Annotated in this window: 10 protein-coding genes; 6 read left to right on the top strand and 4 right to left on the bottom strand. The window is 54.8% G+C overall.

Translation table 11 applies throughout. The annotated features are described in order from the left end of the window. Positions 1 to 11: 11 nt before the first annotated feature. Positions 12 to 815: a ZIP family metal transporter gene (locus R2K26_RS08375; RefSeq protein WP_316519567.1), complete on the top strand. Its 804-nt coding sequence runs from the start codon at positions 12 to 14 to the stop codon at positions 813 to 815. Between the two features lie 70 nt (positions 816 to 885). Here the strand turns inward: R2K26_RS08375 and R2K26_RS08370 are convergent, their stop codons facing one another. From R2K26_RS08370 to R2K26_RS08355, 4 genes are all read right to left on the bottom strand, one after another. Next, on the bottom strand, positions 886 to 2,259 hold the full coding sequence (locus tag R2K26_RS08370; protein WP_316519566.1) for an MATE family efflux transporter: 1,374 nt from the start codon (positions 2,257 to 2,259) through the stop codon (positions 886 to 888). 195 nt (positions 2,260 to 2,454) lie between these two features. Further along, positions 2,455 to 2,625, bottom strand: a complete 171-nt coding sequence (locus R2K26_RS08365) for a chorismate--pyruvate lyase (RefSeq protein ID WP_316519565.1) — start codon at positions 2,623 to 2,625, stop codon at positions 2,455 to 2,457. Further along, on the bottom strand, positions 2,625 to 3,209 hold the full coding sequence (locus R2K26_RS08360) for a GNAT family N-acetyltransferase (RefSeq protein ID WP_316519564.1): 585 nt from the start codon (positions 3,207 to 3,209) through the stop codon (positions 2,625 to 2,627). Before R2K26_RS08360 ends, R2K26_RS08365 begins: the two co-directional genes overlap by 1 nt. Positions 3,210 to 3,213: 4 nt before the next feature. Continuing rightward, complete coding sequence (locus R2K26_RS08355) at positions 3,214 to 4,101, bottom strand: ribokinase (protein ID WP_316519563.1); 888 nt, start codon at positions 4,099 to 4,101, stop codon at positions 3,214 to 3,216. A 291-nt stretch (positions 4,102 to 4,392) separates the two neighbouring features. Here R2K26_RS08355 and typA point away from each other — a divergent pair, with 291 nt between their 5' ends. From typA to R2K26_RS08330, 5 genes are all read left to right on the top strand, one after another. Next, positions 4,393 to 6,216 (top strand): translational GTPase TypA, encoded by a 1,824-nt coding sequence (typA, locus tag R2K26_RS08350; protein ID WP_316519562.1) that lies wholly within the window; start codon positions 4,393 to 4,395, stop codon positions 6,214 to 6,216. Positions 6,217 to 6,256: 40 nt separating this feature from the next. Then, positions 6,257 to 7,954, top strand: a complete 1,698-nt coding sequence (gene pgeF / locus R2K26_RS08345) for a peptidoglycan editing factor PgeF (RefSeq protein WP_316519561.1) — start codon at positions 6,257 to 6,259, stop codon at positions 7,952 to 7,954. Further along, positions 7,951 to 10,461, top strand: coding sequence for a glycoside hydrolase domain-containing protein (locus tag R2K26_RS08340; protein WP_316519560.1), 2,511 nt, complete (start codon positions 7,951 to 7,953; stop codon positions 10,459 to 10,461). Before pgeF ends, R2K26_RS08340 begins: the two co-directional genes overlap by 4 nt. 121 nt (positions 10,462 to 10,582) lie before the next feature. Further along, positions 10,583 to 11,884: a M18 family aminopeptidase gene (locus R2K26_RS08335; RefSeq protein ID WP_316519559.1), complete on the top strand. Its 1,302-nt coding sequence runs from the start codon at positions 10,583 to 10,585 to the stop codon at positions 11,882 to 11,884. 42 nt (positions 11,885 to 11,926) lie between these two features. Beyond that, positions 11,927 to 13,231 carry an alpha-amylase family glycosyl hydrolase gene (locus tag R2K26_RS08330; protein ID WP_316519558.1) on the top strand — a complete coding sequence of 435 codons (1,305 nt, stop codon included), beginning with the start codon at positions 11,927 to 11,929 and terminating at the stop codon, positions 13,229 to 13,231. The last annotated feature ends 67 nt before the right edge of the window (positions 13,232 to 13,298 follow it).

Below are 13,298 nucleotides of genomic sequence, written 5' to 3'. Positions count from 1 at the left end.
GAGGGCTGAAAATGAATGATATTGTATTTTATGCGTTGTTGGCGACGCTGGGGACATGGCTCGTCACGGCGCTTGGTGCTGCCACGGTGGTGCTGTTTAAATCGCCGAACCCCAAAATTCTCAATTTGATGCTCGGCTTCGCCGCCGGGGTGATGATTGCGGCGAGCTTTTGGTCACTTTTGCAGCCAGCCATCGAGCGCGCGGAGGCGGCGGGAAGCATGCCTGCGTTTTTGGTGGCGACACTCGGGTTTCTCTGCGGTGCGTTGTTCATGTGGGGCTCCGATAAATGCGTGACCTACGCGCAGCGGCGCTCCGCTTTGGCGCAGGGCGAGAAAAACGCACGGCTGAACCGCATCATTTTATTGGTACTTTCCATCACGCTGCACAACATCCCGGAGGGGCTCGCTGTGGGCGTGGCGTTCGGTGCGCTGAAAAACGGCGGCTATACGCCGGAAGCGCTGATGGGTGCCGTGACGGTGGCCGTGGGCATCGGCTTACAGAATTTCCCCGAAGGCGCAGCGGTCTCGCTGCCTTTGCGCCGTGAGGGGTGCTCCAGAAAGAAGAGCTTTTTCATCGGGCAGGCTTCCGGCTTTGTGGAGCCAATTGCGGGCGTTTTGGGCGCTTTGCTTGCCGTGTACATTGAAGCCGTTTTGCCGTTTGCGCTGTCCTTTGCGGCGGGCGCGATGATCTTAGTCGCGGTGCACGAGCTCATCCCCGAGTGTCAGCGCAACCAGGAAGCGCAGCCGTATGCGGCGACAATGGGCATTGTGACGGGCTTTGCGCTAATGATGCTTTTGGACGTGATGCTGGGGTGAAATTTTAAGATAGAATAAAAAGTCCGAAACACGGTTTAGGTGCTTCGGACTTTTGCCGTTTTGTTGTATTTTACGCCTTTGCGGGTTCTGCAGCGGGGACGGTGAGCAGCTTTTTCCAGCGGCCGCTGTAATAGTAGATGAGCAGCGGGATGATGCCCAGAATGTAGCCGATCGGCGCGGCAAACCAAATACCTGTGGTGCCGATCCAGATGGGCAGAAGCAACGAGAGACCGATCTTGCTGCACAGCTCCACAACGGAGGAGACCATGGAAATGTTGATTTTGCCCATGCCCTTGACGGTGCTGTTATAAAGCCAGATCCATCCGAGGAACGGGAAGAACCACGCCTGAATGCGGATGAATTCGAGCGAATACGCGATGACTTCGGTCTCGTTTGGCTTGACGTACAGCGAGACGAGCGGCTCAGCAAAAATGAGTGTCAGCACGCCTGCAAAAAAGCTCAGACCGCCGACAAGAAGGAAGATTTGCCGCACGCCAAGCTTGATGCGCTCTGCGTTTTTCGCGCCGAAGTTCTGCCCGACATAGACGGAAAAGCCGAACGAGAAATTGCTGAACAGCATCACGGCGAGGTTCTGCACGTTGCTGCCGACGGTGAACGCCGCGACGACGTTGGAGCCGTAGCCGTTGATGACGCGCGTAATGACCATCATGCCGACGGAAAGAAACAGGCTTTGCAGAGCCATTTGCGCGCCCATGCCGAATATTTTAAGACTGACGGGCATATCCGGGCGCAGGGTGTGGCGCTTCGGCATCAGATCGGGGTATTTGCGGAACATGACGATGATGCAGATGACGGCGGAAATGGCCTGCGAGCCGACCGTTGCAACGGCGACACCCGCAACGCCCATGTTGAGACCGATGACGCTGATGAGGTCGAGGATAACATTCAAAATGGAGCACAGAATGAGGAAATACAGCGGTGTTTTGCTGTCGCCGAGTGCGCGCAGGATAGATGCCGCGGCGTTATACGCAAACTGTGCGATGCCGCAGCCGCAGACAATCTGAATGTACAGAACGGACATGTCGATGACGTCTTCCGGCGTTTTTAAAAGCTGCATGAGCGGCCGCGCGGCGAAAACGCTGATGAGACCCAGAACAACGCCGAGCAAAAGGGTGATCCACCCGGAGGCGACAATGCCCTTGCGCACGCGGTCGGTGTCGTTTGCGCCGACATATTGCGAAAGCACGATGGAAATGGCACTCGTCACGCCGGTTGCAAGCAGCAGGATGAGGCCCGTTGTGGACGTGGTGGCACCGATGGCGGCCAGCGCGTGCGAGCCGACGAAGCGGCCGAGCACGGCGGAGTCCACCATGGAATAAAGCGACTGGAAAATACTGCCGATCATCATGGGCAGCGCAAAACGAAGCATCAGGTTGATCGGTTTGCCCTGCGTCATGTCGATGGCACCGGACGGTTTGGACATGATACAACAACTCCTAAAAAATAAGATTAAGGTAAACCGTTCCGTAGAAAATAAGGGTAAACCGCGTTTGTAGAACCTCTTCGCTGCGTGTTAGTTTACAAGTATCATTGTACCAAGAAAGCAACGTGAGTTCAATGAACGGTTTACCCAAATCAACGGGAAAAATATTTGGCTATTTTTGCCAATAATTAAATGTTAAACGATGGAATAGGTGAACATTTCGTAGTGCAGCGCGGTGCCGATGTCGATCTCCTCCGGCAAAAGCGCGCGAGCGACCAGAATTTCATCGTGCGTGTCATTGTCCGTTCGGCGCAAAACGGCGTAGTCGCCATCGATGCTCGCCACTTCGTATTCGTAGGGGCCCATTATACCACCGTACCTTCTTTAACAAATGTGGCGGCGTGCTCACGCGCGGCCTCGTAGTCCTGCGCTAAAATGAGGTAGGCTTTCGTGAAGCGCTTTGCGTTCGGGTCTTCCGGCTCAATGGCGCACTCCATTAAAAGAACACCGTCTGTTTCGGAGACCTCGTGAAAACCCATCTTTTTGTGGAATGCCACGGCGGCATCGTTCGGCAGATTGATGTGCGCTGTAACGCGGCGGTAATTTGCATGGTGCATGATGTCCAGCATCAGGCTATATAAAGACGTGCCCACACCGCTGTGCAGACATTTTTCGGAGACGTACAGCTGTGCGTCGGCAGAGAACAGGTCGTCTTTCGGAATATCGCGGTCGGTCAAAAAGCAGAATCCCGCCGTCTGGTTGTTGATCTCCGTCAGAATCCACATACGGCCGTATGTATAGGTGTCGATGCGCTGCACGTACTCGGCGAGCGTCGGCACTTCGGTGTCGGGCGTGTAGTGCGTCTTTTCGACGTAGGGTGTGTAAATTTTGAGCATGGACGGGCCGTCCCACTCGTTCGTTCTGCGTACTGCAACTCTGAAATCACTCATATTTTCAGTTCCTTTCGCTCATAACTTCTGCATATAGGGGAATAGACGGTGCGGCACCGGGGCGCGAGACCGCAATGGCAGCGGCTTTTGCCGCGAGGGTCAGCGATTTTTTCGGCGAAAGCCCATCCAGCATACCGCGCATGAAATAGCCCGTGAACGTATCGCCGGCCGCGGTGGTATCGACCGCACGGACAAGCTCCGCCGGGGCAAACGCGCGCTTATCTTCTTTGGCGTACCACGCGCCTTTACTGCCGAGCGTTAAGACTGCGGCGGCGTGCGGGTATTTTTGAAGGAGCTTATCCAAAATAGCGGTGGGAATCTTTGTGCCGGTCAGCTGTTCGCCCTCCACTTCGTTCAAAACGAACACGGAAACGAGCGACAGATTGCACTTTAAAACGTTTTCGTTCATCGGGGACGGATTGAGCCAGATCTCCATGCCGCGCGCATGGGCTTTTTCAAGAATATACGGCAGCGCGCTGATCTCGTTTTGCAGCAGAAGAATGTCGCCTGCGCCGAATTGCGCAAGCACGCGGTCGGCATATGCTTCATCCACAGCTCTGTTGGAGCCGCCGAAAAGCAGAATGGCGTTCTGTGCCTCTCGGCTGACCTGAATGACGGTGTGCCCGCCCGGCATATCGCGCGTTTCGATGAGGGAGGTATCTACGCCGTTTTGATTCAATAAATCGCGCAGATGCTCGCCGTCCGTGCCGATGAGCCCCGCATGGCAGACGGAAAGCCCCGCCCGCACAAGCGCAATGGACTGGTTTAACCCCTTGCCGCCCGGGAACACGGTGCGGCTTTCGCTTTGAATGGTCTCACCGCCCTGCAAAATGTGGTCGACCTTATAAACATAGTCTGTATTGAGTGAGCCGAAATTCAAGATCCTCTTCAAGGTTTTGCACTCCTCTGTTTCAAAATCAATACAAGAATAGCACGAACAAAGCCCGCCGTCAAGGAAAGCAGGACAAAAGAAAAAACGCAAAAACCCAATATTTCAGCGGTTTCGCCAAGGCGGAACATATTCACAAAACGCGCGAAAAGTGGTATAATATTTCAGTTAACGAGCAAACCGAGTTTTTAATCCGTTTTTTGCCGTATCCCGCGCATGCAAAACGGCGCGGCCGGTTTTGAATTTTTTGAAGCAGTTTGAAGTTAAGAACGATAAAGAAAGGGATTGATAAAGATGGGAAAAAGAGAAAATTTGCGCAACGTAGCCATTATTGCACACGTTGACCACGGCAAGACCACCCTTGTGGACCAGCTTCTGCGCCAGAGCGGCGTTTTCCGCAGCAACGAAGCCGTAACCGAGCGCGTCATGGACTCCGGTGATTTGGAGCGTGAGCGCGGCATTACGATCCTCTCCAAAAACACAGCTGTCATGTACAATGACATCAAAATCAATATTGTTGATACCCCGGGCCATGCCGATTTCGGCGGTGAGGTGGAACGCATTCTGATGATGGTAGACGGCGTTCTGCTGCTTGTCGATGCGTTTGAGGGATGTATGCCGCAGACGCGCTTCGTTTTAAAGAAGGCGCTTGGTCTTGGCAAAAAGCCGGTCGTTGTCGTCAATAAGGTCGACCGCCCGGGCGCACGTCCGCTTGAAGTCGTGGACGAAGTGCTTGACCTCTTCATTGAGCTCGGTGCAGACGAAGACCAGCTCGATTTCCCGGTGGTCTACGCTTCCGCACGTGACGGCTATGCTATGAACCAGCCGGACGAAAAGGGCACGGACATGAAGCCGCTGTTTGAAGCCATTGTAAACGATGTTCCGGCGCCGGAGGGCGACCTTGACGGCCCGACACAGGTGCTGTTCTCCAACATTGACTATGATGAGTACGTCGGCCGTATCGGTATCGGCCGTGTGGAGCGCGGCTCCGTAAAGGTCGGCCAGACCGTTACCATCTGCAACAGCACAAGCGACGAAAAACGCAACGCGCGCATTACGAAGCTCTACCAGTTTGAGGGCCTCAAGCGCGTGGACGCAGAGAGCGCAGAGCTCGGCGACATCGTGGCCGTTTCCGGCATGGCAGACCTCAACATCGGTGAGACCGCCTGCGACCCGGAGCACGTGGAGCCGCTACCGTTCGTCAAGATCGACGAGCCGACCGTTTCTATGATGTTCATGGTCAACAATTCCCCGTTTGCGGGCCGCGAGGGCAAATATGTCACCTCCCGCAACCTGCGTGACCGCCTGTTTAAGGAGGTCGAAACGAACGTTGCTATGCGCGTGGAAGAGACCGATTCCGCCGATACGTTTAAGGTATCCGGCCGCGGCGAGCTGCACCTCTCCATTCTTATCGAGCAGATGCGCCGCCAGAACTACGAATTTCAAGTCTCCCGCCCGAGTGTTATTTTCAAGGAAGAAAACGGCAAGAAGCTGGAGCCGATGGAGCTTTTGATGATTGAAGTTCCGGATAACTACGTCGGCGCGGTCATGGAAAAGCTCGGCACCAGAAAGGCAGAGCTGCTCAACATGGGTACCCGCGACAGCGGCACCACGCACCTCGAATTCAAGATCCCGTCCCGCGGCATCATGGGCTACCGCTCCGAGTTCCTTACGGACACGAACGGCAACGGCATCATGAACCACGTGTTCGATTGCTACGAGCCGTATAAGGGAGATATTCAGCAGCGCAGCACCGGTTCTCTCGTTGTACACGAGACCGGCGAGTCCACGGCTTACGGCCTGTTCTACGCACAGGACAGAGGCCGCCTGTTTATCGGGCCGGGCGTACCGGTTTACGAGGGCATGATTGTCGGCAGCAACCCGAAGGGCGACGACATCGTCATCAACGTCTGCAAGAAGAAGCACGCGACAAACACCCGTGCTTCCGGCTCCGACGACGCACTGAAGCTGACCCCGCACACCGTGCTCTCTCTGGAGCAGTCCCTCGAGTTCATCGCGGACGATGAGCTTGTGGAGATCACGCCGAAGAGCATCCGCATGCGCAAGATGGTGCTGAGCAAAGAGCTGCGCATGAAGCAGGCTGCGAAAAAGAAGTAATTTACAAATTTGACCAACGGAAAAGACATACGGAGAGCCAATGAATATCGTTATTTTGGATCTGGAGTGGAACGGTGCGTACAGCCGCCGTCTCCACGGCTTTATCAATGAGATTATCGAGTTCGGCGCGGTCAAGCTCGATGCACAACTGAATATCACAGACCGGTTTTCCTGCTTTGTCAAACCGCAGGTGACAAAAAAGATCAGCGCGGTTATCTCGGACCTCACTAACATTACGGATGCGAATCTTTTGGACGCACGCCCGTACATGCAGGTGATGAGCCGCTTCAAAAAATGGGCGGGCGACTGCGTGATTGCCACGTGGGGCACGTCGGACATTCTGGCGCTGATTGAAAACTGCCGCTATTTCGGCGGCGGGGAGACCGTTCCGTTTTTGCAGCGCTATGTCGATTTACAGCAGTACGTGGAAAAGCGCCTTGGTGAGGACGGCAAGGAGCAGCTTGGGCTTTCCAAAGCGGCAGAGCTGCTTTCCATCGATGACGGCGCGCTCGACCACCACCGCGCGCTCGACGACAGCGTGCTGTCCGCCATGGTGCTGGAGCGCATTTACACAAAGGATACGTTCCGCCCGTTCATTCAGGACTGCAAGGACCCGGAGTTTTACAGACGCATCACGTTTAAAACGACGTATATCTGTGACGTGAACAGCCCGTTGATCGAAAAGGAGCATCTGCATTTCACGTGCGAAAAATGCGGCGGCGAAGCAAAGCGCCGCGGCAAATGGACTGTGAAAAACAAGAGTCTGCGCAGTACATTTAAGTGCGAAAAGTGCGGCTATGAATTCTGCGGTCAGCTGCGCGTGAAGCAGAAGTATGAGGGTATTATCGTGAGCCGCAAATCCATTCCGCTGCCGAAAATCGAAAAGCCGCGCCGCGCCGAAAACGCAGACATCGCCGATATGCGTCTGACAATCAAAGAAAACGGTGTGGGACTGCTGACGTTTAAGGCGTGGGAGAATATCCCGTACCTTACGCACTGCTTCTCCACGCGCATCGGCGGCGTGAGTGAAGAAGAGTTTGCCGCTATGAACCTCGGCTTCAACCGCGGCGACAGCGACGAAAATGTAAAAGAAAATTTCCGTCTCATCGCTCAAGCGGCGAATATCCCTGTAGAGAATATAACGGCGGGCGCGCAGGATCACCACACGAACGTGCGCCGTGTCACGATGAAAAACGCCGGCACGGGTATTTGGAAGCCAAAGGACATGGAAAGCGTGGATGGCCTTGTGACGGATGAGCCGAATCTGCCGCTGCTCATTTACGCGGCGGACTGTGTGCCGCTTTACTTCTACGACCCCATTCATCACGCCATTGGGCTTTCGCACGCCGGTTGGCGCGGCACGGTGAACGGCATGGCAAAAGCTACCGTAGAGAAAATGCAGGAGGAGTTCGATACCCGCCCCGAGGATTTGCTCGCGGCCATCGGCCCGTCCATTGCAAAGGAGTGCTTTGAGGTGGACGCCCCGTGTGCGGAGGAATTCCTCGCGCTGCCGGACAGCGACAAATTCGTCACGGACGATGGCAACGGCAAATTCCACGTTGATCTTTGGGCGTGCAACCGTGCGTTCTTATTAGGTGCAGGCGTGCTGCCCGAGCACATCACAACGGGCGGCGTGTGCACCATGTGCAACAGCGACCTGCTGTTTTCACACCGCGTGACGCGCGGCAAGCGCGGCTCTAATGCCGGGTTCCTGATGCTCAGGGAACAAAACGCATGAGCGTTTGCACACTGTGCCCGCGAAAATGCGGTGTTGACCGTGAAATCATGCGCGGCTACTGCCAAAGCGGCGGCAAAATGCACATTGCGCGCGCGAAGCTCCACTACTGGGAGGAGCCGCCCATCAGCGGTACGCGCGGCAGTGGCACGATCTTTTTTACCGGCTGCTCGCTGCGCTGCGCGTTTTGCCAGAACAATGAGATCTCCGGCGAAAGCCTACACGGCAAGGATTTTACGGTTGAAGAATTTATCGAGACGATAAAAAAACTCGAAGCTATGGGTGCGCACAACATCAACCTTGTTACGCCGACGCACTTTGCATCGCAAATTGCCGAAGCGCTGCGCATCTATAAGCCGCGCGTGCCTGTTGTCTACAACTGCGGCGGGTATGAATCGGTCGAGACACTGCGCATGTTAGATGGGCTCGTCGACATTTACCTGCCGGATTTCAAATATGCGGATGACGATCTCGCCGTGCGGCTTTCCAATGCGCCGCACTACTGTGAAACGGCGCTTGCTGCCATTCATGAGATGGTGCGACAGACGGGCGAAAATGTGTACGACGAAAACGGCATGCTGCAAAAGGGCATCATCATTCGGCAGCTCATTTTGCCCGGCCACACGCGCAATTCCATGCAGGCGCTGGAGCTCATCAAACAGCATTTCCCGGGCGTGCCCGTGAGCCTGATGAGCCAGTATACGCCGATGGGACGTGTTTTACACGAGCCGCAATTTGCGGACATTAACCGCCGCATCACCCTGCGGGAGAGCCGCAAAGTACAAAATTATATGTTGGAACTGGGTTTGCCCGGCTTCTGCCAAAAGCGCAGCGCCGCCGGCGAACGTTATATACCGGATTTTACACAGTTTGACACGGTCAACTTAGGGGAGGAAAAATCCATGCAGACAACGATCCGGCTTCTTTCACCGATGGAAAAAGTCATGGCGCAGGAAGAAAAGACCTTTGCGCCGTACCCGAAGGCGAGCGCTCTGCGCGGAGAAGAGACCGCGTTTCAGGCCATCGTCACGGGCGAGGGCGAGCACTACATTGAGGTGCGCACCGATGCACCCGTTAAAGTGGCGGTGTACCGCGAGGGCTATGTGCCGTGCACGCTTTCCGCGTACCCGGACAGGTTCGATGATGACTACATCACAATAGAGCCGAGCACGTTCCCGGATGTGCTGTATCCCGTCACGGACGGCGCGGTGAACGTCAACGGCCGCGAGGTGCTGTGGGTAAGCCTCAAAGTGAACGACGATGCCGCGGGCGGCGATTACCCCGTGGAGATCAGCGCAAACGGCAAAAGCGAAATTTTCCGTTTGACGGTCGTGCCGGTCACTTTGCCGGAGCAGAAGCTCACGTTCACGCAGTGGTTCCATGGCGACTGCATCGCAGCGCGCTACGGCGTGGAGGTTTACTCAAAAGAGCACTGGGCATTGTTAGACAAGTATATGCGCATGGCGGCGGAACACGGCATGAACATGATCCTGACGCCGGTGTTCACTCCCGCGCTCGATACCGAGATCGGCAAAGAACGCCCGTGCACGCAGCTTGTGGAGATCACAAAGAACGATGCGGGTTATCATTTTGATTTCGCAAGGCTTGCCCGCTGGGTGGAAACCGCAAAGGACTGCGGCATTTCTAAGTTTGAGATTTCCCACTTCTTCACACAGTGGGGTGCAAAATGTGCGCCGAATATCTACGTCACCGAAAACGGCGAACGCAAGCTGAAATTCGGTTGGTATACTGCGGCAACCGACCCGGAATACGCGGCATTATTGCGCGCGCTGCTGCCGCAGCTGCTTACGTTCTTTGAAGAAGCGGGCGTTGAAAAAAGTGACCTTATGTTCCACATTTCGGACGAGCCGAGCGAGGAGCACAAGGCGGACTACTTAAAGGCGAAATCTGTTGTGGAGCCGTATTTGCCCGGCTGCATTCTGCGCGACGCGCTCTCGTCGTATGATTACTACACGGAGGGGCTCGTCAAGCACCCCATCGTCGCGACGAACCATATCACGCCGTTTATCGAAAACGAGGTACCGGATCTTTGGGCGTATACCTGCTGCAGCCAGTGCGTGGACGTGGGCAACCGTTTCCTCGCAATGCCCTCAAACCGCAATCGCATTTTGGGCGTACAGATGTGGAAGTATCACATCACGGGATTCTTGCACTGGGGCTATAACTTCTGGAACTCGCAGCTCTCCAAATCTGTTATCAATCCGTTCAAGGTGACGGACGCAGGCGGCGCGTTCCCGGGCGGCGACGGATTTTCCGTCTATCCCGGCGAAAACGGCCCGCTGCCGTCGCTGCGGCAAAAGGTTTTCGCCATGGCGCTTTATGATATGCGCGCGTTGTCGCTCGCCGAAGAAAAGCTTGGGCGCGAAAGCGTTTTAAAACTGCTCGGAGACGGCGAAAGTATGACGTTTGCAAGCTATCCGCGCACCTCGTCCTATCTGCCTGATCTGCGCGAACGCGTGAACGAAGCCATCGGAAACGCGTGCAAATGAATCAATTTTTTAAAGACTGTCGTACTGTTTCGGTGCGGCGGTCTTTTTTTCTGAAATTTGCTCTACCCATATTTGTCGTTTTGTGCTATGATGAATAGAAACAAGGAAAGGAATGACCGAAATGTTAAAGACTTCTGAAACCACCGAAAAGCTGCTGAAGTTTATCGACGCTTCTCCGTCGTGCTTTCATGCGGTGAAAAATATATGTGCAATGCTGGAAGATGCGGGCTGCATTCGCCTGCTTGAAAACGAAACCTGGACGCTCGAAAAGGGCAAGCGCTACTTTACGACGCGCAACGGCTCTTCTGTTTTGGCGTTCTCCGTGCCGGAAAACTATAACGGCATGCAGATTGTCTCCGCGCACAGCGATTCCCCGACGTTCCGCGTAAAGAGCGGCGCGGAGATCACCGTAGAGGGTCACTACAAAAAGCTCAACACCGAAGGCTACGGCGGCATGATCCTTTCCACGTGGTTTGATCGTCCGCTGTCGCTTGCCGGCCGCGCCGTGGTGCGTACCGAAAGCGGCGTAAAGAGTGTGCTTTTGAATATTGACCGCGACCTGTGCATCATTCCGAGCCTTGCCATTCACATGACGCGCGGCATGGCAGACCACAAGTTAAACCCGCAGGTCGATCTGCTGCCCTTGCTCGGCGGCAAAAACGCCGATTATAACGCGCTCATCGCGGAAGAGGCAGGCGTTAAAAAGGAAGACGTCATCTCGAGCGATATGTTCCTTTATCCTCGCCAGCACGGCGTTGTGTTCGGCATGGAGAACGAGTTCATCGCGTCCCCGCGCCTCGACGACCTCCAGTGCGCGTTCTCCGCAACGGAAGCGTTTTTGAACGCGGAAAACAAAGAAAAGCTGCTCATCAGCGCCGTGTTCGATAACGAAGAAGTCGGCTCGCTGACAAAGCAGGGCGCAGATTCCACGTTTCTCACGGATACCGTGCGTCGCATTGCTGCCGCGCTCAATATCCCCGAAGCGGAGTGGCTGCGCAAAATGCCGGATAGCTTCATGCTTTCCGCCGATAATGCCCATGCCGTGCACCCGAACTACACGGAAAAGTGTGACCAGACGAACCGCTGCTACTTAAACGGCGGCATCGTCATCAAGTACAGTGCAAACCAGAAGTATACGACGGATTCCGTTTCCGCCGCCGTGTTCGGCGAGATCTGCCGTAAGGCCGAGGTGCCGGTGATGATCTTCCATAACCGCTCCGATATGGCGGGCGGCTCTACGCTCGGCAATATCTCAAACGGTCATCTGTCGCTCAACACGGTCGATATCGGCATCCCGCAGCTCGCGATGCACTCCTGCGTGGAAACGGCGGGCGAAAAGGACACCGCGTACATGGTAAAGGCCATGACGGCGTTCTATAACGCGGATATCCGCCAGACGGCAGACGGCATGTACACGTTTTAAGTTGCAATCGGCATAACTCTCTTGAAAGGAACGAATATAACAATGTGGGCAGATGAAACGGTGTTTTACCAGATCTATCCCTTGGGCTTTACCGGTGCGCCCATGCCGAACGACGGCGTGTGCGTGAACCGCATTCAAAAGGTCAAAGGGTGGATTCCGCACCTGAAAAAGCTGCATATCGGCGCGGTGTATTTTTCCCCGGTGTTTGAATCGGACAACCACGGCTACGATACGCGTGATTTTACAAAGATAGACTGCCGCCTCGGCACGAATGAAGATTTTAAAGCCGTGTGCGATGCGCTGCACGAAAACGGCATCAAAGTTGTGCTCGACGGCGTATTCAACCACGTGGGCCGCGGTTTTTTTGCGTTCCGTGACGTGCAGGAGAAAAAGTGGGACTCTCCTTATAAAGACTGGTTTCACTTGAATTTCGACGGTAACAGCGCCTATAACGACGGCTTTTGGTACGAGGGCTGGGAGGGACATTACGAGCTTGTCAAGCTCAATCTCTATAACCCCACCGTTGTCGAGTATCTTTTAAACTGCGTCGGCAGATGGATCGATGAATTCGACATCGACGGCCTGCGTCTTGACGTGGCGTACATGTTGAATGAAGATTTCATGCGCCGACTGCGCGCGTACTGCGACGGCAAAAAGCCGGAGTTTGTGCTCATCGGCGAGATGATTCACGGCGATTACAACCGCATCACCGCAGACGACCTGCTGCACAGCGTGACGAACTACGAGTGCTACAAAGGGCTTTACTCTGCGTTCAATTCGATGAATCTTTTTGAGATTGCGCATTCGCTCGGGCGGCAGTTCGGCCCGGAGCCGTGGACGCTGTACCGCGGAAAGCACCTGATGAACTTCGCCGATAACCACGACGTAACGCGCATCGCGAGCATTTTAAACGACGAAAAGCAAATTTACCCGCTGTACGGCGTGCTGTTCGCCATGCCGGGCATTCCGTGCCTGTATTACGGAAGCGAGTGGGGCGCAAAGGGCGAAAAGCATGAGGGTGACAACGTCCTGCGCCCGTGCTTCGATGCACCCGTCGAAAACGAACTCACCTCGTTTATCGAAAGACTCGCGAAGGTGAAGACCGAAAGCCGCGCATTGAATTACGGAGATTATAAGAACATCACCATTCAGAATAAAAATCTGCTGGTTGAGCGTCATTGTGATCATGAGACGGTGTTTGTTGCCGTCAATGCGGAAAACGCGCCGTGTTCCATAGACGCCCGCGGCGAGTACAAAGCGGTCGATTTTTTAACCGGCGAAACAAGCGACATCCACGGCAGGGTGGAGCTGCCGCCGTATGGGGTCAAATATTTGAAACTCGTATAAACCGAATACTTTAAAACCGGTGTATTTTTTAGAAAAAGCAGATGTGTCACCAAAATCGGTAGATACA

The organism is Neglectibacter sp. CSJ-5, assembly GCF_032490475.1.
GTDB classification, from domain to species: domain Bacteria; phylum Bacillota; class Clostridia; order Oscillospirales; family Acutalibacteraceae; genus Hominenteromicrobium; species Hominenteromicrobium mulieris.
This window is presented reverse-complemented; position numbering and strand designations above follow the sequence as displayed.

Bases quoted from the DNA above. Each gene is read 5' to 3' on its own strand.
- R2K26_RS08375 (WP_316519567.1), top strand. From the start codon at position 12: ATGAATGATATTGTATTTTATGCGTTGTTGGCGACGCTGGGGACATGG.
- R2K26_RS08360 (WP_316519564.1), bottom strand. From the start codon at position 3,209: ATGAGTGATTTCAGAGTTGCAGTACGCAGAACGAACGAGTGGGACGGC.
- typA (WP_316519562.1), top strand. From the start codon at position 4,393: ATGGGAAAAAGAGAAAATTTGCGCAACGTAGCCATTATTGCACACGTT.
- R2K26_RS08365 (WP_316519565.1), bottom strand. From the start codon at position 2,625: ATGGGCCCCTACGAATACGAAGTGGCGAGCATCGATGGCGACTACGCC.
- R2K26_RS08370 (WP_316519566.1), bottom strand. From the start codon at position 2,259: ATGTCCAAACCGTCCGGTGCCATCGACATGACGCAGGGCAAACCGATC.
- R2K26_RS08335 (WP_316519559.1), top strand. From the start codon at position 10,583: ATGTTAAAGACTTCTGAAACCACCGAAAAGCTGCTGAAGTTTATCGAC.
- R2K26_RS08340 (WP_316519560.1), top strand. From the start codon at position 7,951: ATGAGCGTTTGCACACTGTGCCCGCGAAAATGCGGTGTTGACCGTGAA.
- pgeF (WP_316519561.1), top strand. From the start codon at position 6,257: ATGAATATCGTTATTTTGGATCTGGAGTGGAACGGTGCGTACAGCCGC.
- R2K26_RS08330 (WP_316519558.1), top strand. From the start codon at position 11,927: ATGTGGGCAGATGAAACGGTGTTTTACCAGATCTATCCCTTGGGCTTT.